This is a genomic window from Spirillospora sp. NPDC052242, from assembly GCF_040679555.1.
Taxonomy (GTDB): domain Bacteria; phylum Actinomycetota; class Actinomycetes; order Streptosporangiales; family Streptosporangiaceae; genus Spirillospora.
Map to the genome: position 1 here is coordinate 13,935 of NZ_JBFAUZ010000001.1, position 23,199 is coordinate 37,133.

The window sequence follows — 23,199 nt, forward strand, 5'->3', positions numbered from 1 at the left end:
TAGGAGTATCACAATGACGGCTCGGGGACGCAAGCCCGATCCCGCGGTGGACGCGCGCATCAAGCGGGCGGCGGTGGAGCTGCTGGTGAGCAAGGGGCCGTCGTTCACCGTGGACGAGGTGGCCGCGGCCGCCGGGGTGGGCCGGGCCAGCGTCTTCCGCCGCTACGCGACGAAGCGCGACATGCTGCTCGACGCGCTCCGCGCCGCCATGGACGCCCAGGTCACGGCCGTCCCCGACACCGGCTCGCTCGAGGGGGACCTGCGGGTGATCGTCACCGAGACGCTCGCCGCCTGGAACGCCCCCGAGCTCGCGGAGCGGACGCGCGAGACGTTCGGCGAGGCGGGCCGCGACCCGGCGGTCGGCGAGATCCTGCGCACCGCCATGCGCGACCGGATGGCCCGGAGCTGGGCGATCTACGACCGGGCGATCGAGCGGGGCGAGCTGCGCGCGGACGCCGACCTGTGGCTGCTGTCGGACATGTTCGTCGGCCTGGTCGTCTACCGCGGCCTCATCGACGTGCCGCAGCCCGACCCGTCAGGCGTGGTCCGCGCGCTGCTGCACGGCTTCGCCCGCTGACCCGGCCGGCCCGACGCGGGCGAGGCGGGCGAGCTCGCGGCGGGCGAGGCGGCGGGTGCGCAGCACCCCGGCGAGGCCGACCGCCCAGACGAGCGCCTGCACGGTCCACGCGAGGCGGAACGCCTCGGGCGTGTACTCGCGGCCGGGCGACGCGGCGTCGAGCACCACCCCGATCAGCAGGATCGTGACGAGCGCGCCGACCGAGCCGCCGACGTTGACGATGCCGGTCGCGGCGCCGTGCCGTCCGGGCGGGTTGAAGGTGCGCGCGTAGTCGAACCCGACCATCGAGCCGGGGCCGCCGAGCGCGACGCACAGGACGAGGACCACCAGCAGCCACGCGGGCGCGGGCGGCGGCCACGCGAGGGTCGCGGCCCAGGCCCCGGCGTTGAGGCCGACGATGCCGAGGACGAGCCACGAACGGCGCAGCGGGTGCCGCGCCACGAGCCGTCCGATGTAGGGGCCGGACACCATGTTCGCCAGGACGAACACGGTGAGGAGCGTCGAGGCGGTCGCGGGCTCCATGCCCTGCCCGGACACCAGGTACGGGTAGCCCCACATCAGGGCGAAGGTGTTCGAGGTGAACTGGGTGACGAAGTGGCTCCAGAGGCCGAGGCGGGTGCCGGGCTGGCGCCACGCGGCGAGCAGGTCGCGGCCGACCTCCCGCGGAGTCGGAGACGACGCGGGACGCGCCCCGGGCGGGGCGTCGCGCAGCACCGCGAGCGCGAGCACGCCGACCAGGACGCCGAGGGCGGCGGCGGACCCGAAGGCGGTGCCCCAGCCGGGTCCGTGCAGCAGCGCGACCAGCGGGATCGCGCTGAGCACCTGGCCGAGCTGCCCGAGCAGGCCGGTGAGCTGGGTGACGACCGGGACGCGCGGCGGCGCGAACCACGCGCCGACGATGCCGAGCACGCTGATGAACGTCATGGCGTCCCCGGCCGCGACGACGACGCGGGCGGCGACGGCGAGCGGGACGAACGTCGCGACGGCCATCAGCGCCTGCCCGGCGGCCATCAGCAGCGCGCCGCCCGCGATCATCCGGCGCGGGCCGACGCGGTCGAGCAGCAGCCCGACGGGGACCTGCAGCCCCGCGTAGACGAGGAGCTGGACGACCGTGAACGTGGCGAGGATCCCGGCGGACGCGTCGAACCGGTGCAGGGCGTCCTCTCCGGTGACGCCGAACGACGTCCGGTGCAGGATCGCCACGACGTAGGCGGCGATGCCGACGCCCCACAGCACCCACGCGACGGGGGCGGTCCTGCGTTCTCCGACTTCCTGGGAATGCTGGGGGGTTCGGGCGTTCTGCACGGAAAACCAATGTATGTCACTTCCGTTTGGGTTGGGCGCGCATGTGCATGCGCTCACCCTGCGGCCCCATCAGGCACAGCACCTCGGCCGGACCGCCGACGCCCGCGAACCAGTGCGGCAGCCGGGTGTCGAACTCGGCGGCCTCCCCCGGCTCCAGGACCAGGTCGCGGTCGCCGAGGATGAGCCGCAGCCGCCCGTTCAGGACGTACAGCCACTCGTAGCCCTCGTGCGCCTTCGGCTCGGGCTTCCCCGGACGCTCCGGATGGATCATCTTGAACGCCTGGATGCCGCCCGGGCGGCGCGTCAGCGGCATGACGATCAGGTCGCCCCGCTTCTGGGGCCGCAGCCGGACGCGCGGGTCGCCGACCTCGGGCGCGCCCACCAGTTCGTCCAGCGGCACCTGGTACGCCTGCGCGAGCGGCAGCAGCAGCTCCAGGCTGGGCCGCCGCTTGCCCGACTCCAGCCGCGACAGCGTGCTCACCGAGATGCCGGTGGACTCCGCGAGCGCGGACAGCGTCACCTCCCGCTCCCTGCGCAGCCGCCGCAGCCGCTCCCCCACGCCCGCCAGCACGTCCTCGATCGGTTCGCTCATGCGTCCATTGCAGTTTCGGCAACGAAGTTTGTCAATCTCGCAGGGCGTCGCGCATCCTCGGGGACATGAGCGAACACCTGGGGAACGAGCAGCGAGAAGTACTGATCATCGGCGGCGGACCGGCCGGGCTGAGCGCGGCCCTGGTGCTGTCGCGGGCCCGCCGCCGCGTGACCGTCGTCGACTCCGGCGAGCCGCGCAACGCGACCGTCGCGCACATGCAGGGGTTCCTGACCCGGGACGGGATGCCGCCGGAGGAACTGCGCAAGATCGGCCGCACCGAGGTCCGCGGCTACGGCGGCGAGATCGTCGACGGCGTCGTCGAGCGCACCGAGCGGACCGCCGGCGGCTTCGCCGTCACCCTGCGGGACGGGACCGTCCTGCACGCCCGGCGGCTCCTGGTGACCACCGGCGTGACCGACGAGCTCCCGGACGTCCCCGGCCTGCGCGAGCGCTGGGGCCGCGAGGTGCAGATGTGCCCGTACTGCCACGGCTGGGAGGTCCGCGACCAGAAGATCGTCGTGCTGGCGACCGGCCCCATGTCGGTGCACCAGGCGCTGCTGATCACGCAGTGGTCGAAGGACGTCACCTTCGTCACCGCCGAGGCGCCGCAGGGCGCGGACGCCGACCGGCTGGACGCGCGCGGCGTCACCGTCGTCCAGGGCGAGGCGGCGCGGCTGGTCGTGGAGAACGACCGCGTCACCGGCCTCGAACTGGCCGGCGGGGAGACCGTCCCGTGCGACGCCGTCTTCCTCGGCCCGCGCATGGTCGCCCGCTCCGGCCCGCTGACCGACCTCGGCTGCGAGCTGACCGAGGACGGCCAGGTGAAGACCGACCAGTTCGGCCTGACCAGCGTCCCCGGCGTGTGGGCGGCCGGCAACGTCGTCAAGCCCGCCGGGCAGGTGATCACCGCGGCGGCCGACGCCGTCTGGAGCGCCGGGCTGATCAACATGGACCTCATCGAGGAGGACATCGAGCGCGAGCTCGCCGCCCGTGCGGCGTGACCCGGCCCGTCCCCCCGCTCCGTAGGGTGGCGTGCATGGACGACGCGGCGCGGTGGCGGGACGAACGGGCGGCGCTCAACGGCGCGCGGGCACGGCTCGGGGAGGTCGCGGACGGCCTGTACCCGGACGTCCCGCGCGGCGCGGGCACGCCGCTGCGGTGCGCGGACGGCTGGGTGCCGGACGCGCCGGTCCCGCTCGGCGACGTCCGGCTCGCGTGGGACCCGTCGCCCGCGCCGCCCGCCGTCGCCGACCCGCCGGACGGCCTGCCCGGCGGGTACCGGACGTACGCGCAGGCCCTCGGGGCGCTCGCGCCCCCGGCGGTGTTCGAGGACCGCCCGGCCTACCGGCTCGTCGCCGTCGAGCCGCCGGCGGAGCGGCCGACGCTGCGGCTGTCGCCCGCGTGGTACTTCGACGGGGTGAACGTCGGCGAGGCCGTCGCGCACGAGCTGGCGGCGGGGCGGCGCGGCCTGCGCGACCGGATCGGCGACCCGTGCGACCTCGCCCGCCGCACGGCGCTCCCGGCGATCACGACCGTGACGCTGACGGCGTCCGGGACGTACCTGCTGCACCGGCGCGACCCGGCGAAGGTCGCGCACGCGGGCGGCCTGTTCCAGGTGATGCCGGTCGGGGTGTTCCAGCCGCTCCGCGCGCGGGACGAGCGCCGCGACCTCGACCTCTGGCGCTGCATGGTCCGCGAGTACGCCGAGGAGGTGCTCGGCCGGGACGAGGACTACGGCCCCGGGTTCGACCAGGACGCGTGGCCCTTCCACCGCGCGCTCACCGCCGCCCGGACGGCCGGGCGGGCGCGCGCGTACCTCCTCGGCATCGGCGTCGACCCGCTGACGCTCGCGCTGGACGTGCTGACCGTCGTGGTGTTCAACGACGACGCGTTCGCCGAGCTGTTCGGGGACGCGGTCGAGGTCAACGCCGAGGGCGAGGTGACGCGCGCGCCGTTCGACGGGACCGTCCCGGCGCCGATGCAGCCCGCCGGCGCCGCCGCCCTGGAGCTGGCATGGCGGCACCGGGAGGCGCTCGGGGTCAGTCGGCGGCCAGCGCCTTGAGCTCGTCGAGGGCGTCCTCGAGGTGGTCGATGATCTCGGCCGGGTCGGGCACGAGGTCGCGGCAGGCGACGATGCCGATGTCGACCGTCCCGTCGTAGGAGAACACGGTGATGTTGAGGCCGCCGCTGACGTCCGTCACCACCGAGATCGGGTAGTAGCCGAGGACGCGCGCGCCGCACAGGTAGAGCGGGAACTGCGGGCCCGGCACGTTCGAGATCACCAGGTTGATGGGGCGGAGCGAGACGGCCGCGCCGGCCTGCAGGACGAGCCGCGTCAGCGGCCCCGCGACGGGCGCGGGGACGAGCCCGCTCAGCTCGCGCACCCAGCTTCCGGACGTGACGGCGAAGCGGCGCTTGACGAGGTCCATGTCGCGGCGGACGGCGGTGAACCGGACGGCGGGGTCGGGGATGTGGGTGGCGAGCGGCGCGGTCATGATCGACACCTGGTTGCACGCGTCGGTGGTCGACCGGCCGCCGCGCAGCGACACCGGGACGCCGGCGACGAGCGGGCGGTCGGGCAGCTCGCCGCGCTTGTCGAGCCACTGCCGCAGCGCGGTCGCGCACAGCGCCATGACGACGTCGTTGACGCTGCCGCCGAGCCCCCGGCCGATCTTCTTGATCTCGTCGAGCGGCAGCTCGCCGCAGGCGACGGCGCGGCGCGGGCCGATCGGCCGGTTGAACGGGGTGGGCGGCGCGCTGGACCGCGGGACGCGCGGCAGGCCCTCGCGGCGCAGCGCCCCCTGGACGAACGCGGACGCGAGGCCCACGCCGGGGATGGCGGCGACGCCCGGGATCTCGTCGGCGTGCGGGACGGCGCGGGCCATCGACAGCGCGGCCTTCACCGGGTGCAGCGCGGCCTTGAGCAGGCCGTTGCGGAGCATGTCGCCGAGGGCGGGGGCGCGTTCGGGGATCCGTTCGGCGTCGGGGTGCACCTCGCGGGGCTCGGGGGTGAGGTCGAGCAGCGCGGCGAGCGTCTCGGCGGCCATGACGCCGTCGGTCGCGGCGTGGTGCACCTTGGCGTAGACGGCGGTGAGGCCGCCCTCGAGACCCTGGACGATCACGATCTCCCAGAGCGGGCGGGCGCGGTCGAGGGGCCGTTCGTGGAGCATCGCGACGACCTCGGCGAGCTGCCGCCGGGTGCCGGGCGCGGGCAGCCCGATCTCCGAGATGTGCCGTTCGGGCCTGAAGTCGGGGTCGTCCTCCCAGTAGGGGTGGTCGAGGGAGAACGGGACCTGGACGAGCCGCTGCCGCAGCGGCGCGGCGAGGTGCGCCCGCTCGCGGATCAGCGACGCCACCAGCGGGACGGTGAGCCGCCCGCCGGGGCAGCCGGCCGGATCGATGACGCCGACCCCGGCTATGTGCGCGTGGGTGGTGCCGGTCTCGGCGTGGAGGAAGGTCGCGTCCACGGTGGTCAGCTGGCCCATGCTCTCGTCCCGTCCGCTCGTCGTGCGCCTGCCTACCCCTTGAGAGTTATGCGGTGGCCGGGCGGTGGGTCAACATTGTGAGCGAGAAGAAATGAGGACTTAACCGGGCATTCCCACCTGACCTCGGGTTATTTTGAGCATGTTTTCAAGAAGTTTTGATCATTTTCCGCGCGAACCGCGGTCAGGAAACCTCACCGGCCCCATCAAGCCGCGGCGTGTCAGATCATCTCGCTAGGGTGTGGCGCCATGACGGCACGCCCCCTCTCAGAGATCGTCGAAGCCGGCTGGGCGAACGCGCTGCAGCCCGTCGCCGGGACGATCGCCGCCGCCGGGGACTGGCTGCGCGCGGAAGTCGCGGCCGGGCGGCGCTACCTCCCCGCCGGGAACATGATCCTGCGCGCGTTCACCCAGCCCTTCGACGACGTCCGCGTCCTCATCGTCGGGCAGGACCCCTACCCCACCCCGGGGCACGCGGTCGGGCTCAGCTTCTCGGTCGCGCCGCACGTCCGGCCGCTGCCCGCGAGCCTGGTCAACATCTTCCGCGAGTACTGCGACGACCTCGGCCACCCCGAGCCGTCCACCGGCGACCTCACGCCGTGGACCGAGCAGGGCGTCCTGCTGCTCAACAGGGCGCTGACCGTGATGCCCGGCAAGATCGGCTCGCACCGCGGCAAGGGCTGGGAGCAGGTCACCGAGCAGGCCATCCGCGCGCTCGCCGGGCGCGGCCGGCCGCTCGTCGCGATCCTGTGGGGACGGGACGCCCGCGACCTCAAGCCGCTGCTCGGCGGCGTGCCCTGCATCGAGTCGCCGCACCCGAGCCCCCGCTCGGCCGACGGCGGCTTCTTCGGCTCGCGCCCGTTCAGCCGCGCCAACGAGATCCTGCAGAAGCAGGGCGCCCCGCCCGTCGACTGGAAGCTGCCGTAGGGACGCTCAGGTCTCGTCCCGCAGGGACGCTCAGGTCTCGTCGGGGAGGCGGCGCAGCAGCGCGGCGAACTCGTCCGACCCGGACGGCGCGACGTCCGGGTCCAGCGGGGTGAGGCGGCGCTCGCCGTGGCTCCAGTAGACGCCCGGCGCGCACGGGTCGTCGGCGTCGTCGTGCATCTCCCGGACGACGTCCGCGAACACCGGCAGCACCTCCAGCACCGCCGCCGACGTGATCGGGTACAGCAGCAGCGTGCTGTGGCACGGGACCCCGACGAGCGCGCCGTGCTCGTTCGGCCACGGCACGAACTGGTCGACCTCGCTGAGCAGCGCCGACACGTACCGGCTGCCGGGCTTGGAGACGACGCGGACGTCCCGGCCCGGCAGCAGCGGCTGCACCCGGACCTCGACGTCGGCGAGCTCGCGGTCGTGCGTGTTCGTCATCACGTACCCGAGCTTGTGCAGGCCGAGCAGCCCCGCCCGCGCCTTCGTGAGCGGCCCCCCGTAACGGGGATGCTCGATCATCACCATCGCGTCGAAGTGGTCGCCGGCCGGGACGACGACGAGCCCCTCGCGCTCGCGCGGCGCGAGCTTCGGCACGATCCGCAGCCGCAGCAGCTCGCGGACGTCCCCGAACAGCTCCATCTCCCCGACCGCGAGGAACGCGCGGTCGCCGACCTCGCGCACCCACTCGTCCACCACCTTCGGCCAGGCCGAACGGGGCTCGCGGGCGCAGCGCTCCAGCACCGTCCAGCTCGACGCCCGCGCCTCGGACCGGCCCACCGGCAGCACGACCTCCGAGGTGCCCGGGTCGAACCACGCGGTCGGCGCGAGGTCCGGCAGCACGTCGCGGATGAGCGCGTGCACGTCCGCCGCCGCGTCCAACGGTTCCATTGCTCATCCCCCTCCACGGGTCACGGGATCACGTCACACCACAACCTTCTCAGAGACGACCCCGGTTGTGCGATGCATCGCGGTTCCTCGCTCTCGGTCGCTGATCATGTTGCGCTCAAGTACGGTGCTGACATGGCCGAATACGTGTACCCGCCGGTGATCAAGACGGCTCTCGGTGTGTTCAAGGCGCTGAATCTCAAGTTCCGTCTGGAGGGGACCGAGCAGATCCCCCGTACCGGGGGCGCGGTGCTGGTCAGCAACCACGTCAGCTACCTGGACTTCATCTTCGCCGGGCTCGCCGTCCACCCCGCCGGGCGGCTCGCGCGCTTCATGGCGAAGAAGGAGATCTTCGACAACCGGATCGCCGGGCCGCTGATGCGCGGCATGCATCACATCCCGGTCGACCGGGAGGCGGGCGCCTCCTCGTACGCGGCCGCGCTCAAGGCGCTCAAGGGCGGCGAGATCGTCGGGGTCTTCGCCGAGGCGACGATCTCGCGCTCGTTCACCGTGAAGGAGATCAAGTCCGGCGCGGTGCGGATGGCGGTGGCGTCCAAGACCCCGCTGATCCCCATCGCGATCTGGGGCCCGCAGCGGCTCTGGACGAAGGGCCGCAAGCGCCGCCTGTTCCAGCGCAACGTGCCGGTCACCATCCTCATCGGCGAGCCGATGCACCCCAAGCGCGGCGACGACTACGAGGCGGTCACGGCCGAACTGCACCGCCGCATGTCGGAGCTGCTGGACCGGGCGCAGCGCGAGTACCCCGACATCCCGAAGGCGAACGAGCGCTGGTGGCAGCCCGCCCACCTCGGCGGGACCGCCCCGACGCCCGAGGAGGCCGAGAAGCTCGACCTCAAGGAGGCCGAGGACCGCAAGGCCGCCCGCGCGGCCCGCGAACTCCGCGACGGCTCCGCCTGACCGAGCCGTCCCGAGGCGCTCCCCCGGCCCCCGGACCCCCGCGAGGCGGACGAGCCGCACCCGGCGTGACGAACCCGTCCGGTTCGGCTAATTCGGTGGACGGCGTGCGCCGCGGGGCCTGATCATCGGAACCATGACCACGTCGCACGAGCCGTCGCAGGAGGTCGTCCACCTGATCACGCCGAGGGAGCCCGGGGAGAACGGGGAGAACGTCACCGAACCCGGCCCGGACGCGGCACTGCCCGTGGTCTTCAACCTCAACGACGGCAACTCCCCCGCCGACGTGATGGACGTGCTGTCGCTGCGGCCGTTCGCGTCCGGTGAGCAGCCCTGGTCGCGGTCGACGCGGCTGGCGCACGTCCGTCCGGAGGCGCCGCTGCGCCCGGACGGCGCCCGGCTGGTGCGCGTCGCGCACGAGAAGGGCAAGGAGTCGGTCCTCGCCGAGGGCGACGGGTGGACGCTGCTCAGCAACAAGTGGACGAGCGGCATCGCCTACATCGCGGTGTCGGCGGTGACCGACGAGCTGGCCGAGTCGGTCCTCGAGCAGGCGGTGCGGGACGCGACCGACCCGCCGAAGACCGACGAGACCAGCGTCGAGATGGGGTTCTGGCACCAGGCGCCGCACGGCCCGGTCCGGCAGGAGCGGGCCATCTCCGCCGACCCGTGGGACGAGATCCGCGCGAACTACACCGCGCGGGTCGCCGAGGAGCTCGACGCGGTGATGAAGCTCGGCGCGGACGACGTGTCCGGCCGGCTCCTGCTGCTGCACGGCCCGCCCGGCACCGGCAAGACGACCGCGCTGCGCGCCCTCGCCCGCGCGTGGAACGACTGGTGCGACGCCGACTGCGTGCTCGACCCCGAGTCGCTGTTCGGCACCCCGAGCTACCTGATGAAGGTCACCGTCGGCGAGGACGACGACGAGGGCCGCTGGCGGCTGCTCATCCTCGAGGACTGCGACGAGCTGATCCGCGGCGAGGCCAAGCAGTCCGCCGGCCAGGGCCTGTCCCGGCTGCTGAACCTCACCGACGGGATGCTCGGCCAGGGCCGCAACGTGCTCGTCGCGATCACGACCAACGAGGACCTCGCGAAGCTGCACCCCGCGGTCGTCCGTCCGGGCCGCTGCCTCGCGCAGATCGAGGTCGGGCGGCTCACCCGCGACGAGTCGGCCGAGTGGCTCGCCGGACCCGACGGCGCGGGCGACCCCGACGGCGCCCTCGCCGCGCAGGTCGGCCCGGACGGCGCGACGCTCGCCGAGGTCGCGGCGCTCCGCAAGGGCGAGCGCCGCACCCTCGACCAGGACGAGGACCCCGAGACCGACACGGGCTTCTACCTGTAGCTCCGACCCGGCGAGCGCCTGCTCAGTGCGCCTTGGCGGGCGCCCGCTCAGTGCGCCTTGGCGAGCGCCTGCTCAGTGCGCTTTGGCGAGCGCTTGCTCAGTGCGCTTTGGCGAGCGCCTGCTCGATGTCCTCCCACAGGTCGTCCGGCGCCTCCAGCCCGACCGACAGCCGCACCGTGCCCTCGCCGATGCCCGCGGCGGCGAGGGCGGCGGCGTCGAGCTGCCGGTGCGAGGTGCTCGCCGGGTGCATGACGAGCGACGCGACGTCCCCGAGCGACGGGCCGAGCGCGATGAGCCGCACCGCCTCGGCGAAGACGCGGCCCGCGTCCCGTCCGCCGGCGAGCTCGAACGACAGGACGCCGCCGTGCCCGTCCGGCAGGAGGCGCGCCGCCAGGTCGTGCTGCGGATGGTCCGGGACGCCCGGGTAGTGGACGCGCGTGACGGACGGGTGCGCGGCGAGGCGCCCGGCCAGGTCGAGGGCCGTCGCGCTCTGCCGGGCGATGCGCATCGGCAGGGTGGCGAGCCCGCGGACGGCGAGCCACGCCGCGAACGGGTCGGCGGTCGAGCCGAGCTCGACGGCGTGCTCCCACACGCGGCGGTGCACGTCCGCGTCGGCGAACACCGCGGCGCCGCCGAGGATGTCGCCGTGCCCGCCGATGTACTTGGTCGTCGAGTGCACCACCACGTCGGCGCCGTGCGCCAGCGGCGCGAACAGCAGCGGCGAGAAGGTGTTGTCGACGACGGTCAGCACGTCCGTGCCCGCGAGCGCGGCCGCGAGGGCGGGGACGTCCGTGACGTGCGTGGTCGGGTTGGAGATCGTCTCCAGGTAGAGCACCCGCGTGTTCGGGCGCAGCGCGTCCCGCACCTCGGCGGGGTCGTCGCCGCCGATCCGGGTGACCTCGACGCCCCACCGGTCGGCGAGGTCGGCCAGCAGCGCGTGCGTCCCGCCGTACAGGGACGCCTGCGCTACGACGTGGTCGCCGGACCGCAGCAGCCCCGTCAGCACGGCGTTGATCGCGCCCATCCCGGACGCGGTCGCCAGCGCGCGGGCGCCGCCCTCCAGGTCGGCGAGGGCCTCCTCCAGCGCGCGGACGGTCGGGTTGCCCATCCGCGAGTAGAAGAACGCCTCGTCCGGTCCCCCGAACGCGGCGGCGAGCGCGTCGGCCGAGTCGAAGCCGAACAGGTGCCCCTGGTAGATGGGGACGCCGAGGGGGCGGCTGCCCGCGGGGATCGGGACGGGCGGGTGGACGGCGCGGGTCTGCGGGTCGCGTGCGGTCATGGGTCCAGCGTGCGAGCCGCGCCCGCGACCGGGTAGAGCCAATCGGGGCGAGTGGCCCGGGCGATCGGCACGGAGGAGGGCCCGGTCGCGGGCGCGGCCGCGCCCTGGGGGTGCGGACGACCGTCGCCCGCCCACCCACCCCGCGAGGGCGGGCAGGCGATCGGATCCGCCCCGGCCGGGCCGTCGCGGCCCGCGACCGGTGCGACGAGCATCACCCGGCGCGGCCGTCCCCCGCATCCGGGAGACCACGGCCATCGGCGCGGTTTCGTGATGTACGGGTCGCCGCGCGCCTACGGGTTCGCGCGGGCGAACAGGGTGCGGTAGGCGCGGCGGAGGCCGTGGACGTCCCGGACCGGTTCGGGGAACGGGAGCCGGAGGTCGCAGGTCACCGCCCCGTCCGCGCAGGGCATGCGGCAGCGCAGCCACAGCCCGTGCCGGTCGAGGCCGAGCGGCCGCACGGCGTCGCACGTCCCGTCGCCGATGTCGGCCAGGACGGATTCGGGCAGCAGGCCCGTCAGCTCGGCGCGGTGCGCGGCGTCGAGGTGGGTGAGCATCCCGGCCTCGACGGCGACGAACGGGTCGGGCGCGGCGTCCGCGTACTCCTCGGGTTCGAGGGTGGCGCTGCCCCACGCGTCGTCGATCTCGACCTGCGCGACCTCGAGGGCGAGGATCGTCCACTGGCTGCCCTCGTCCGCCTCGCCGTCGCCCGCGCCGCGCGGCGGCGGGACGGGCGCGGCGAGGTCGAGCAGCTCTGGGCGCGGGTGGGGGCGGGACAGCCGCAGCGCGGCGGCGCGCAGCTCGGCGGCCGGGATCTCGGTGAGCCACCCGTGCAGCCAGGCGCGCCCCCGCACCCGGTCGGGCAGCGGGACGGGCGCGACGTCGCAGATCCGCAGCGTGGCGGGCAGGTCGGGCTCGCCGGCGAGCGCGGCGACGATCGGGGACGACGCGGGCAGGAGCAGCAGCGGCCGCCCGTCGAGGTCGGTGGTGTGCGCCGGGACCGGCGCGTAGGGGACGCCGGCCGCGACCAGCACGCCGTCCGCCATGCCGTAGGCGAGGGTCCGCGCCCGTTCCGCCGGCGTGGGCCCGGAGAGGGCCCCGGGGTCCGCGGCGCCGGCGAGGCGCGGGCCGCCGCTGTCCTGCTGGTCGGTCTCCGCTCGTCGCACCATGCCTCCTTGCTATGTTGGTTAGGCTTACCTAACTTAGGACCACCTAACCACTTGGAGCGTGCATGAACAAGTCCCGTCCGAAGGTCCGGCTGTCGCGGGCGCTCGGCATTCCGCTGACGCCCAAGTCCGTGAAGTACTTCGAGGCGCGCCCGTACCCGCCCGGCGTCCACGGGCGCGCGCGCAAGAACGAGTCGGACTACAAGGTGCGGCTGCGCGAGAAGCAGCGGCTGCGCGCGCAGTACAACATCCGCGAGGCGCAGCTCCGCAACGCGTTCGAGAAGGCCGCCAAGTCCGGCGGCAAGACCGGCGAGGCGCTCCTGGTCGACCTCGAACGCCGGCTGGACGCGCTCGTCCTGCGGGCGGGCCTCGCGCGGACGATCTACCAGGCGCGGCAGTTCGTCGTGCACCGGCACGTGCTGGTCAACGGGAGCCGCGTCGACCGGCCGTCCTACCGGCTGAAGCCCGGCGACGTCATCACGATCGCCGAGCGGAGCCGGAAGATGGACGCCTTCCAGATCGCCGCCGCGGGCGGGCACACCGAGAACGTCCCGCCGTACCTGGACGTCCGGCACGAGGCCCTCGCCGCACAACTCACCCGGCTGCCGGAGCGCAAGGAGATCCCGGTGATCTGCGACGAGCAGCTCGTGGTCGAGCACTACTCGCGCTGAACGTCAGCGCAGGTCGAGTTCCGCGCGGGCGTGCGCGCGGAGCGTGCGCAGCGACTCCACGAGGCGGCGGCGCCCCTCGTCGGTCAGCGGGCCCGCGAAGTGGCGCCGCAGCGTCTCCGCGTGCACCCGCATGGCCTCGTCCAGCTTCGCGCGGCCGGCGTCGGTCAGCTCGACGAGCCGGCCGCGCCGGTCCCCGGGGGCGGCGTGCCGCGCCACCAGGCCCGACTCCTCCATCCGGTCGATCAGCCGGGTCATCCCGCCGCTGGTGAGGATCAGCTCCCCGGCCAGCCCGCCCATCGACGTGGGCCGGTCGGGATCGGCGGCCGACAGCCGCAGCAGCACCTCGAACGCCGCGTGCCGGATGCCGCAGCGCCGCTCCAGCTCGCGGCCCGCGATGCGCTCCAGCAGCGTGACCGTGCTCAGCAGCGTCCCGAACTCGGCGATCACCTCGTCCGGCACCTCGGGCACGCCCGTCCGCTGTTCCGTCATCGCCGCCATCATGCCCGCCTTCGTCCGCTTTCTCAGCAGAACGCGCCGCGCCCCGCCCGGCTTCCGCCGGACGGGGCGCGATCGCGACCGAGACGCCCTAGTTCCCGGGCTTCTCGCTCGTCTCGGGCTTCGGCTGCTGCGACGCGCCGCCGCCGGACGTCCCGCCGGTGGGGGCGCCGCCGGTGGGGGTGCCCGCCGGGAGCTGGCCGGCGGTCGAGTCGTCGGTGCCCGAGGCGTACTGCTTGGTGACCTTCCACTCGCCGTCGATCTTGCCGAGGGACAGCCGCAGCAGCGTGCCGGGCGCGGACGTCGAGCCCTCGCTCGTCGTGACGTCGATGTCGACCATCACCACCGCGGTCGCGAACCGGCCGTTCACGCTGCCGACGAACGTCTGGTTCGTCTTGGACGACAGCGCCAGCTTCGGGTTCTCCTTGAAGGTGTTCCCGAGGTTCGGGAGCGTCGACTGCTTGAAGCTCTCCAGCAGGTCGCCGCCCATGAGCTTCTGCGCCTTGTCCATCTGCGCCTGGTAGTTGGACGCGTTGTAGTTCAGCGCCACGTCCCCGTACGCGGACGCGACCTCGGCGACGGCCTCGCGCTCGTCCGCGTCGGACGCCGCGCCGCTCGCGGCGCGCCACTGCCAGAGGGCGAGGCTCGCGAGCAGCGCCACGAGGACGACGACCACGATCAGCGCCGTCCGGTTCATGCCGAGGTACGTCGGCGCGGGCTCGGCGGCGGGCTCGCGGAGGCCCGGCTTCACCCGCGGCTTCGCGGGCTCCCCCTTCTCGGCGGTGCCGTCCTCGGCGGTCTCGTCCGCCTCGTCCGACTCGTCCTCTTCCTCCGGGGGCTCCAGGCGGGCGGGACGCGGCTTCGGCCTCGTCGCGGACGCCTTGGGCTTCGGAGGATCGGCGGGGGCCGCGTCGTCGGAGTCGTCCGCGGACGCCTCCGCGTCCTCGGCGTCGAGAGCCTCGAGCACCTCGTCGAGGTCCTCGTCGTCGATGACCTCGATGACCCGCACCCGCCGCTTGCGCTTGGCGGGCCGCGCCGCCGGACGCTCCGGCGTCGCCGCCTCCGCGGCCTCGTCCGTGTCGACCTCGTCGACGTCCCTGCTGGACATATGGGGTAACTCCTTAGGCTCTCAGTCCTCGTCCCGGCGGCGCAGCCGGGACAGCCGGGACACCACGGGCACCGAGCCCGCCATGACCCTGATCAGCACCATCAGCGCGATCACCGGGGGCGCGTACATCAACCACGGCGGCGGACCGCCGCCGGTGTCCTCCTGCGCGGCGGCCCGCTGCGCCCGCAGTTCCTCCTCCCGCCCGATGGACGGATCGTGCGTCGGGATCGTGTCCCCCGGGTTCTTGGCCTTGTAGGGGGCCTGCTCGGTGTCCGCGGGCATCCGCCCGCCCGGGCAGGTCGGGACCTTGTTAACGGCGGGCTGCGGCAGCGGGTACTTGTACTCCAGCGTCGCCTGCTCGTGAACGGTGAGCATGAACACGACGTTCAGGACGGGCGAGCCCTCGGGCCCGCCGATGACGTTGTCCAGGACGACCCCGAGCTGCGGCGCCTTCGCGAGCGTCTCGTTCAGGTCGGCGAGGATGTCGGGGTTGTAGCGCTTCAAGCCCCAGTCGCCGAGCGACTGCATCGTGCACTCGAAGTCGGGGCCGGTCTTCTCCAGCAGCGTGTTGACGGTGTCGAGCAGCACCGGCCCGCGGTCGCGCAGCTCGGCGATGTCGCCCTTCACCTGGCCGAGCGCCGCGGTCAGCGCGGCGAGGTTGTCGACGCCCGCACCGAGGCTGCCCCGGTTCCGGTTGAGGACGTCGGTGATGCGGCCGAGGTCCTTGGTGAGCCCGTCGAGCAGTTCGGTGTTCTGCGCGAACGTGGCGGTGAGCTGGTCGGACCCGTTGATGATCTGCCGGAGCGAGTTCTCGCGGCCCTCCCAGCCCGCCGCGAGCTCCTGGGTGAGGACCTTCGCGTCCTGCGGGTCGACGGCCTTCAGCGTGTCGATGACCGAGGCGAACAGGTCGCTGTACTTGGGCGGCACGCTCGTGTGCGACACCGGGATCACCGCGCCCGCCTCCAGCGGCGGGGCGGCGGCGGCCTTCGGGCCGGGGGTCAGCTCGACGACCGGCTCGCCGACCGCCGACTTGCGGGCGGCCGCCGCCGTGACGCCCTCGGGGATGTCGACGCCGCGCTCGATGTCGAGCGTGACGACGACCTTGTCCTTCACCAGCTCCACCGAGTCGATCTTGCCGATCCGGACGCCGAGGTAGTCGACCTCGAAGCCCGGCTGCAGGCCCGGCGACGACTCGAACTCCACGGAGATGTGGTACGGCCGCTCGATGAAATCGAACTTCACGACGTTGCCGAACGCCCACACGACCATGACGACCGCGAGGACGCCGAACGCCAGCAGGTTGATCGTGACGCGGTCGAACGCGAACCGTCTCTTCATCGGCGCGGCTCCAGGATCTTCTCGAGGCCCGGCAGCAGGCCCTCCAGCTCCTTGGGGAGCTGCGGGGCGCCGGCGTCGCGCTGCTGCCCGCCGCCCCGGGCGGTCCCGCCGGCCCCGCCGCCGGTGCCGCCGCCGGTGGATTGGCCGACGCCCGGGATCACCGGCGTGCCGTCCGGCCAGACGACCTCCAGCAGCGGGTACAGCAGAAGCTGCCCGTCGTAGGTGGCGAGCGGGATCTTCGTCTCGAACTCGACCATGCCGTCCACCAGGTTCGTCAGCCGCTTGCGGCTGCTCCCCAGCTGGGCCAGCACGGGATCGATGTCCTGCAGCAGCCCGCGGAACCGCTCGATGCGCCCCGCGAGCACCTTGTTGTTCAGTTCGCGGGCGGCCTTCGTCAGCTCGTCCACCGCCCGGATGATCTTCTCTTTGTTCTCGTCCAGCAGCCGCGTCGTGCGCTCGATCTGCTCGGGCGCCGCGGCCAGGACGTCCTCGCGCTCGGCGAGGTCGCGGCCCAGCTTCGCGAACTGGTCCACCGACTCGGCGAGCGCCCGCCGCTGCTCGGCGAACACCCGCACCAGATCGGACGCCTTCGCGATCGTCGAGTTGAGCTTCTCGCCGTTGCCGTCGAGGGCCGTCGCGCCCGCGTTGACGACGGTCGCGAGGTCGTCCCCGGCGAGGGCCTGGATCAGCGGCCCGGCCTGCCCGACGACGTCCTCGAACGCCGGCTGCACCCGGGTGTCGGCGATCTTCCCGCCGTCGCCGATGAACGGCCCGGCGCTCATGCTCGCGCCGGGCGGCATCTGCAGGTCGACGAAGTTCTCACCGAGCAGGGACGTCACCTTGATCTCGGCGCGGGTGCCCTGCGGGACCCGGACGCCGTCCTCGATCGACAGCGTCACCTCCGCCCGGTACCCCTCGACCAGCTCGACCTTCATGACGCTGCCGACCTTGATGTCGGACATCTGCACGCTGTGCCCGGCGACCAGCCCCTGGACGTCGTCGAACGTCGCCGTCAGGGTCAGGTCGCCCTGCGGGGCGCCGGCCGTCCGGTAGGAGCAGCCGGACACCGCGACCGCGACGACCGCCGCGAGGGCGAGGATCAGCCCGCGCATCAGTTGCCTCCCTCGTCATCCCACGGACAGTTCGAGTTGGGCGCGGGAAGCGGGCAGCCGACCTCGTCGGTGTCCATCAGCCCCTTGAGCCAGGTCCGCAGGAACGCGTCCGTCGCGAACCGGATGTACAGCGACTTCGTCTCCGGGTCGTAGCCGCCGATGAGCGCGTCGCTGATGCCCGGCAGGACCTCCAGGAGCTGCGCGAGCTCCTTGGAGTTGCCCTTGAGGACGAGCGCGGCGCGCGTGAGCACCGCCAGGTCGTACGGGAGCTGCCCCTCGTACTTGTCGAGGAGTTCCTGGCCGTTGTCGGCGAGGACCAGCATCCCCTTGATGAGCTCCTGCAGCTCGCCGCGCTCGCTGCTGAGCACCCGCGTCGCCTCGCCGAAGTTGCGGATCAGCGTGCCGAGCACCTGCTCGCGCCCGCGCACGACCCCGGCGAGCCGGTCCAGGTTCTCGGCGACCTCGATCAGCTCCTGGTCCTGCCCGGCGACGTTCTCGACCAGCCGGGCGCTCTGCTCCAGCGTGGCGTTGAACTGGCGGCCGTTGCCCTGGACGGTCCCGGCCGCGGTGTCGAGCGCGCCCTGCATCTTCGTGGGGTCGAGCGCGTCCGCGAGGTTGGTGAAGGCGTTCAGCGCGTCGTCCACCTCGACGGGCACGTGGGTGCGCTCGATCGGGATCTCGTCGGCCTGCTCCTTCGGCTGCCCCGGCTTCCACGCCGGGTGCAGGACGAGGTTGCGTTCGCCGATCAGGTTCAGCGGGACGATCGACGCCTGCACCCCCTTGGGGAGCGGGACGTCGTCGCGGATCGTGAACGTCACCTTGATCTTGTCGCCGAGGTTCTGCACGGACTCGACGCGCCCGACGTCGGCGCCCATGACCTTCACCTTCGACTCGGGATAGAAGGAGCGGGCCTTCGGGAAGTAGACGGTCATCGTGCGGCCGTCGTCGGCCGCCGGGACGATCGAGCAGCCGCCGGCGGACGCGGCGAGGGTGAGGCCCAGCACGGCCGCGAGGGCGCGGCCCCGGGCGGCGAGGGCGTGCGGGAAGCGGCGCGTCATCAGTTGCCTCCCTGGCCCGCGGGGCGGCGGGTGGAGATCGGCCCCGGCGGCTGGATCGGGCCGAGGCCGGTGAGCAGCCCCTCGATCCACGGGCCGCGGCCCTTGAGGTTCGCGACCTGCTGGAACGTGGGGCCGAGCAGCGAGAAGTCGGTGTTCAGCGCGTCCATGTTGGGCGCGAGACGGGTGGTGAGCAGGTGCAGGTCGTCGAGGAGCTTGTCCAGTTCCTTCTGGTTGCTCTCGATGACGTTCGACAGGGTCCGCACGGTCCGGCTGCCCTGCCCGATCGTCGCGGCGAGCTCGTCGCGGCGCCGCACGAGCGTCTGCAGCAGCACCTGGCTCGAGTCGATGATCTCCCGGAGCTGCTGGTCCTTGCTGGCGAGCGTCCCGGAGATCTGCTTGCTGTTCTCGATCAGCTTCTCGATCTGCGGCGCCTGGTCGTTCAGCATCTGCGACACGTCCCGCAGGTTGACCAGGATGCGGTTCAGCTTCTTCGCGCCCGGCGACTCGATCTTGTTGATCTGGGTGAGCAGCTTGTCGATGTTCTCCTGGTCGAGCCGCCCGACGATGTCGTGCGCGCCCTCCAGGGCCTCCGGGACGGTGAACGGGACGCTCGTGCGCGCCAGCGGGATCCGCCGCCGCGACTCCGGCAGCGACGCCAGGTACGGCTCCGCGACCGGGCCCGACAGCTTCAGGTAGCGGCCGCCGAGCAGCGTCGTCGTGGTGACCTCCGCGCGGGTCTGCCGGCCGAGGTCGATCCCGGCGTCCACATGCCAGGTGATGATCACCTTGCCGGTGTCGAAGTCCGGTTCGACGCCGGTGACGCGGCCCGCCTTCACCCCGGCGACCCGCACGTCGTCGCCCGCCTTGATGCCGGACACGTCGGTGAACTCGCCGCTCATCGTGTAGCCGCGGTCGAACAGGTGGAGCTGCCCGACGGCGAACGCGAACGCCACGGACGCGCCGAGCACGGCGAGGGTCACGATCGCGACGAGCTTCTGGTTGACGTCGCGCAGCGACTTCAGCGCCATCACTCGCCCCCCTTCGTCAGCATCGCCCGCAGCTTGTCGAGCTCCTGCTGCGTGGGCTCGTCCGTCCCGGGCGCCTTCGGCAGCTCCATCTCGAACGGGCACGGCCCCTGGACGATGTTCAGGCAGAGCGCGTTGGTGCGCAGGAAGTGCCCGCCGTTCGCGGCCGAGAACAGCTGCCGCAGCGTCAGCGGGAGCCGCTGCACCATCTGCTCGAGCTGGTCGACGTTCAGCCGGAACGTCTCGCTCAGCTCCGCCAGGTTCCGGATGATCCGGGCGAGCTGCGCGTCGTTGCCGCCGAGCACCCGGTTCAGGTTCGTGGTGACGCCGGCGATCTGCACGGTCGCGTTCTCCAGCAGCTGCCGGTTGTCGACGAACACCTCGACGAGCGACTCGAGGTTGTCGATGCTCGCCGCGATCTGCTTGTCGCGCGTCGCGACCGCGCCGCTGACCGTCTCGTAGTCGTCGATCATCTTGCTGATCGTGTCCTTGCGGGACGCGAACGTCTGGAGCAGCACGTCCAGGTTGTTCGTCAGCACCGAGATGTTCTGCTCGTTGCCCTCGAGCGCCTGCGAGAACGAGAAGAGGATCTTGTTGAGCTGGTCGGGGTCGAGGTTGCGGGTCAGCGGCCCGAGGCTGTTGACGATGGCGCCGAGGTCCACGACCGACTGCGTGTGCGGCACCCGGTCGCCGTCGTCGAGCATCTCCTTGCTCGCCCCGGGCTCCAGGTAGACGACCCGCTGCCCCATCACGTTGCGCCAGCGGATCGCGGCGGTCGAGTCCTGCGGGATCTTCAGCTCGGTGTCGACGGCCATCTCCACGCGGGCCTTGCCGCGCACCACCTCGATGCCCTCGACCCGGCCCACCGGGGTGCCGGCGACCTTCACCAGGTCGCCCTCCACCAGCCCGGTGACGTCGTCGAACGTCGCGGTCAGCCGGTACCGGTCGGCGAACGACGTGCCGAGGATCTGCTGGCCGATGAAGAACGTCAGCAGGCCCGTCACCGCGACGAACACGACGAACTTCACCGTCGTCCGGTAGTCGGGACCGCGCGCGGCCTTGCCGCGCGGCCGCCGGCTCACGGCCGCCTCCCGTTCGTCCCGGTGGAGCGCGTGCCGTTCGTGCCGTTCGCGTTCGTGCCGTTCGCGTTCGCGCCGTTCCCGAAGGACGTCTCGAAGGACGTCGTCGGGCACAGGTCGCGGATGATGGCGCAGATGTCGAGCGGCAGCCGGTTGGACGCCTGCGCGACCATCGTGCCCTCGGGGCCCGGGATGCGGATGATCTGCGCGAGCAGCCGGAAGAACCCGTTCAGGCTGTCGATCAGGACCGGGACGTTGCGCAGCTGCCGGTTCGCCACGTCGGCGACGTCGGCGGCGCCGTCCACGACGTCGCCGAGGTTGCCGCCCTGCCGCTGCAGGGTGCCGCCGACCCGGTTCCCGAGCTCGCTCGCCTCGTCCAGCAGCAGCGACACCTTGTCGGGCTTCTCGTTGATCACCGCGGAGAGCTCGTTGAAGTCGCCGGCGAGGCCGGTGACCGTGTCGCCGCGGCTGCCGAGCGTCTGCGAGACGCCGGTGATGTCGTTCAGCAGCGACCGGATCACCTCCCGGTTCCGGTGGGTCGCGTCGATGACCTTCGCGCCGTTGTCGATCGTCCGGCGCAGCGCCGGGCCCTGCCCGGACAGGCCCGCGCCGAACGTGTGCAGCAGCGTCGCGACGTCGTCCGGGTTGATCGCCTGCGTCAGCTCGTAGGTGGGCCACGCCGTGTCGGCGAGCTCCTGCGGGTCCCGGGTCTTGGCGATGCGGCCGCCGTCGTCGAGGTAGGGGCCGCTCAGTTCGTGCGCGCCGAGGTCGAGGGTGAGGTCCTTCGGCCCGAACACCGACACCGGCTCGATGGACGCCACGGTCGTGTCGGGGATCCGGACGCCCTCGTCCAGGCGGAGCCGGACGCTCACCCGGCCGTCGTCGCGCAGTTCCAGCGAGGCCACGGTGCCGACCTCGATGCCGCGGATTTTCACCTCGGACTTCTCGGGGTCGAGGCCCTGCCCGGCCGTCCCGAACTGCGCGGTGTAGTAGGTGGAGCCGTCGTGGTCCTGCGTCGCGCCGACCGCGATCAGCGCCGCGGCCGCCGCCAGGACGCCCGCGCCGACCAGCCCGAAGATCGTCCGGGAGCGGGCGGAGAGTGTCTCGTCGCTCATCCGGTCAGCTCCACCGTGCTCCCGTGGCCCCAGAAGATGTACGACAGGACCAGGTTCATGAGGATCATCAGGATCGTGGACTCCCGGATCGCGCGGCCCGCGGCGACGCCGACGCCGACCGGGCCGCCGGCGGCGTAGTAGCCGCGGTAGCAATGGACGAACATGATGATGAAAGCGAAGATCGCCACCTTGATCACGCTGTAGAACACGTCGATCGGCGGCAGGTACAGGTGGAAGTAGTAGTCGTAGATGCCGGGCGACAGCCCGAAGTACTGGATCGTGATGAACCGCGTGGCGAAGAACGCCATGAACAGTGACACGAGGTAGAGCGGCACGAGCGCGATCACGCCCGCCGCGACCCGGGTGCACACCAGGTAGGCGAGGGAGTTGATCCCCATGACCTCCAGCGCGTCGATCTCCTCGGAGATCCGCATCGCGCCGATCTCGGCGGTGAAGCCGGTGCCGACCTGCGCGACCAGCGCGACCCCCGCGATGATCGGGGTGACCTCGCGGACGTTGGAGTAGCTGGAGATCAGCCCGGTGAACGCCTCGGCGCCGATGCGCTCCAGCCCGGGGTAGCCCTGCAGGCCGACCATCGCGCCGGTCGCCAGCGACATCGTGGCGATCACGAAGATCATGCCGCCGCCGATGACGAGCGCGCCGACGCCGACGGTGATGTCGCTGACCTGCTTGGCGAGCGTCTTGCCGTACTTGCGGCGGATGATGATGTCGAAGAACAGGTGGTAGAGGACCCGGCCGAGGAAGACCGGCAGGTTGGCGGAGGCCGCGAGGCCCGCCGTCCGCGTCTGCACGGCCCGGCCCAGCTTGCGTACGGGGGTAATGGCGACCATCTAGAACTTCCGGGGGACGAGGACCTGGTAGACCATCTCGACGACGTAGTTGATGGCGAACACCACGATCGAGGTGACCACCACCGCCCGGTTGACCGCGCGGCCGACGCCGACGGGTCCGTAGTCGCAGTTCATGCCCATGTAGCAGGCGACGGCGGCGGCGACGAAGCCGAACACCCACGCCTTGAACAGGGTCACAACGAGGTCCGAGAACTGCAGGAGGGTCGTGGCGCCGTCGAAGAAGGCGCCGGGGCTGACGCCCTGCTGGATGACGTTGAAGTAGAAGCCGCCGAGCACGCCGGCGAGGATCACCACCGAGCACAGCAGCGCGGAGACGGTGCTGGCCGCCCACAGCCGCGGGGTGACCAGGCGGTGCACGGGGTTGATCCCCATGACCTCCATGGCCGCCAGCTCGTCGCGGATGTTGCGGGCGCCCATGTCGGACGTCATCGCCGAGCCGCCCACGCCGGAGACCAGCAGCGCGGCCGCGAGCGGCGCGACCTGCTGGATCATCGCGGCGACGAGCAGCGCGCCGGTGCCGGACGCGGCGCCGAGCTGCCGCGCGATGTCGCCGACCTGCAGCGAGATCGTCGCGCCGAGGGGCACCGCGATCAGCATGACCGGGATGGCGGTGACCCGCGCGAGGAACCAGCACTGCTCGATGAACTCGCCCCACCACTGGCGCAGGTCCCAGGTGCGGCGCAGCCCCTCCAGGAGGGTCACGCACAGCAGCCCGGTCTCGTCGAGGGTGCGTTCGACTCGCCTGCGCGCCAGATCGGGGGCCCGGGACAGACTCAGGGCCATCAGCCGGCGACCTCCCCCTGGGGGGCGGGGCGAAGGGTCATACCAGCCTCCTTCGTTCTCGGACGTCGGCGCTCAT

General features: G+C 72.7%; 23 protein-coding genes. 7 read left to right on the forward strand and 16 right to left on the reverse strand.

Annotation, left to right across the window (positions count from 1 at the left end):
* Positions 1-13: 13 nt before the first annotated feature.
* Positions 14-577, forward strand: a complete 564-nt coding sequence (locus AB0L25_RS00060; RefSeq protein ID WP_500166951.1) for a TetR-like C-terminal domain-containing protein — start codon at positions 14-16, stop codon at positions 575-577.
* On the opposite strand, the gene AB0L25_RS00065 is transcribed toward AB0L25_RS00060, so the two are convergent.
* Positions 536-1,882 carry an MFS transporter gene (locus tag AB0L25_RS00065; protein WP_500166953.1) on the reverse strand — a complete coding sequence of 449 codons (1,347 nt, stop codon included), beginning with the start codon at positions 1,880-1,882 and terminating at the stop codon, positions 536-538. The genes AB0L25_RS00060 and AB0L25_RS00065 overlap by 42 nt on opposite strands.
* A 16-nt stretch (positions 1,883-1,898) precedes the next feature.
* Positions 1,899-2,474, reverse strand: coding sequence for a helix-turn-helix domain-containing protein (locus AB0L25_RS00070; protein WP_500166955.1), 576 nt, complete (start codon positions 2,472-2,474; stop codon positions 1,899-1,901).
* A 65-nt stretch (positions 2,475-2,539) separates the two neighbouring features.
* Between AB0L25_RS00070 and AB0L25_RS00075 the strand changes: the two genes are divergently transcribed.
* Positions 2,540-3,475 carry an NAD(P)/FAD-dependent oxidoreductase gene (locus AB0L25_RS00075; protein ID WP_500166957.1) on the forward strand — a complete coding sequence of 312 codons (936 nt, stop codon included), beginning with the start codon at positions 2,540-2,542 and terminating at the stop codon, positions 3,473-3,475.
* Between the two features lie 35 nt (positions 3,476-3,510).
* Entirely contained in the window at positions 3,511-4,536 is a 1,026-nt protein-coding gene (locus tag AB0L25_RS00080) for a hypothetical protein (protein WP_500166959.1), read from the forward strand.
* Here the strand turns inward: AB0L25_RS00080 and AB0L25_RS00085 are convergent.
* The gene (locus tag AB0L25_RS00085) at positions 4,514-5,959 is read right to left on the reverse strand and encodes a WS/DGAT/MGAT family O-acyltransferase (protein WP_500166961.1); all 1,446 of its coding nucleotides are present in this window, start codon (positions 5,957-5,959) and stop codon (positions 4,514-4,516) included. The genes AB0L25_RS00080 and AB0L25_RS00085 overlap by 23 nt on opposite strands.
* Before the next feature lie 246 nt (positions 5,960-6,205).
* Between AB0L25_RS00085 and AB0L25_RS00090 the strand changes: the two genes are divergently transcribed.
* The gene (locus tag AB0L25_RS00090) at positions 6,206-6,883 is read left to right on the forward strand and encodes a uracil-DNA glycosylase (RefSeq protein ID WP_500166963.1); all 678 of its coding nucleotides are present in this window, start codon (positions 6,206-6,208) and stop codon (positions 6,881-6,883) included.
* A 30-nt stretch (positions 6,884-6,913) separates the two neighbouring features.
* Here AB0L25_RS00090 and AB0L25_RS00095 read toward each other — a convergent pair whose 3' ends face one another.
* Positions 6,914-7,774 carry a hypothetical protein gene (locus tag AB0L25_RS00095; protein ID WP_500166964.1) on the reverse strand — a complete coding sequence of 287 codons (861 nt, stop codon included), beginning with the start codon at positions 7,772-7,774 and terminating at the stop codon, positions 6,914-6,916.
* Positions 7,775-7,906: 132 nt separating this feature from the next.
* Between AB0L25_RS00095 and AB0L25_RS00100 the strand changes: the two genes are divergently transcribed.
* Both AB0L25_RS00100 and AB0L25_RS00105 read left to right on the forward strand, forming a co-directional pair.
* Positions 7,907-8,689 carry a lysophospholipid acyltransferase family protein gene (locus AB0L25_RS00100; protein ID WP_500166966.1) on the forward strand — a complete coding sequence of 261 codons (783 nt, stop codon included), beginning with the start codon at positions 7,907-7,909 and terminating at the stop codon, positions 8,687-8,689.
* Between the two features lie 133 nt (positions 8,690-8,822).
* On the forward strand, positions 8,823-10,025 hold the full coding sequence (locus AB0L25_RS00105; RefSeq protein WP_500166968.1) for a DUF5925 domain-containing protein: 1,203 nt from the start codon (positions 8,823-8,825) through the stop codon (positions 10,023-10,025).
* A 97-nt stretch (positions 10,026-10,122) separates the two neighbouring features.
* On the opposite strand, the gene AB0L25_RS00110 is transcribed toward AB0L25_RS00105, so the two are convergent.
* Together AB0L25_RS00110 and AB0L25_RS00115 are read right to left on the reverse strand one after the other, a co-directional pair.
* Positions 10,123-11,304: a trans-sulfuration enzyme family protein gene (locus AB0L25_RS00110; RefSeq protein WP_500166970.1), complete on the reverse strand. Its 1,182-nt coding sequence runs from the start codon at positions 11,302-11,304 to the stop codon at positions 10,123-10,125.
* Between the two features lie 290 nt (positions 11,305-11,594).
* Positions 11,595-12,470 carry a DUF2470 domain-containing protein gene (locus tag AB0L25_RS00115; protein WP_500166971.1) on the reverse strand — a complete coding sequence of 292 codons (876 nt, stop codon included), beginning with the start codon at positions 12,468-12,470 and terminating at the stop codon, positions 11,595-11,597.
* 62 nt (positions 12,471-12,532) lie between these two features.
* Here AB0L25_RS00115 and rpsD point away from each other — a divergent pair, with 62 nt between their 5' ends.
* Entirely contained in the window at positions 12,533-13,138 is a 606-nt protein-coding gene (gene rpsD, locus AB0L25_RS00120) for a 30S ribosomal protein S4 (protein WP_500166973.1), read from the forward strand.
* Between the two features lie 3 nt (positions 13,139-13,141).
* Here the strand turns inward: rpsD and AB0L25_RS00125 are convergent, their stop codons facing one another.
* The 10 genes from AB0L25_RS00125 to AB0L25_RS00170 all read right to left on the reverse strand — a co-directional run bounded on the left by AB0L25_RS00125 (position 13,142) and on the right by AB0L25_RS00170 (position 23,123).
* On the reverse strand, positions 13,142-13,627 hold the full coding sequence (locus AB0L25_RS00125) for a MarR family winged helix-turn-helix transcriptional regulator (protein WP_500166975.1): 486 nt from the start codon (positions 13,625-13,627) through the stop codon (positions 13,142-13,144).
* Between the two features lie 97 nt (positions 13,628-13,724).
* Complete coding sequence (locus AB0L25_RS00130) at positions 13,725-14,741, reverse strand: hypothetical protein (protein WP_500166976.1); 1,017 nt, start codon at positions 14,739-14,741, stop codon at positions 13,725-13,727.
* Positions 14,742-14,762: 21 nt separating this feature from the next.
* Positions 14,763-16,079, reverse strand: a complete 1,317-nt coding sequence (locus AB0L25_RS00135; RefSeq protein WP_500166978.1) for an MCE family protein — start codon at positions 16,077-16,079, stop codon at positions 14,763-14,765.
* Complete coding sequence (locus AB0L25_RS00140) at positions 16,076-17,191, reverse strand: MlaD family protein (protein WP_500166980.1); 1,116 nt, start codon at positions 17,189-17,191, stop codon at positions 16,076-16,078. The genes AB0L25_RS00135 and AB0L25_RS00140 overlap by 4 nt, the downstream gene beginning before the upstream one ends.
* Positions 17,191-18,249 carry an MCE family protein gene (locus tag AB0L25_RS00145; protein ID WP_500166982.1) on the reverse strand — a complete coding sequence of 353 codons (1,059 nt, stop codon included), beginning with the start codon at positions 18,247-18,249 and terminating at the stop codon, positions 17,191-17,193. Before AB0L25_RS00145 ends, AB0L25_RS00140 begins: the two co-directional genes overlap by 1 nt.
* On the reverse strand, positions 18,249-19,277 hold the full coding sequence (locus AB0L25_RS00150; protein WP_500166983.1) for an MlaD family protein: 1,029 nt from the start codon (positions 19,275-19,277) through the stop codon (positions 18,249-18,251). Before AB0L25_RS00150 ends, AB0L25_RS00145 begins: the two co-directional genes overlap by 1 nt.
* Positions 19,277-20,356, reverse strand: a complete 1,080-nt coding sequence (locus AB0L25_RS00155) for an MCE family protein (RefSeq protein WP_500166985.1) — start codon at positions 20,354-20,356, stop codon at positions 19,277-19,279. The genes AB0L25_RS00150 and AB0L25_RS00155 overlap by 1 nt, the downstream gene beginning before the upstream one ends.
* Positions 20,353-21,468, reverse strand: a complete 1,116-nt coding sequence (locus tag AB0L25_RS00160; protein ID WP_500166987.1) for an MCE family protein — start codon at positions 21,466-21,468, stop codon at positions 20,353-20,355. Before AB0L25_RS00160 ends, AB0L25_RS00155 begins: the two co-directional genes overlap by 4 nt.
* A complete protein-coding gene (locus tag AB0L25_RS00165; RefSeq protein WP_378298643.1) occupies positions 21,465-22,319 on the reverse strand; it encodes an ABC transporter permease in 855 nt (284 codons plus the stop codon). The genes AB0L25_RS00160 and AB0L25_RS00165 overlap by 4 nt, the downstream gene beginning before the upstream one ends.
* On the reverse strand, positions 22,320-23,123 hold the full coding sequence (locus tag AB0L25_RS00170; RefSeq protein WP_500166989.1) for an MlaE family ABC transporter permease: 804 nt from the start codon (positions 23,121-23,123) through the stop codon (positions 22,320-22,322).
* Positions 23,124-23,199: the final 76 nt, after the last annotated feature.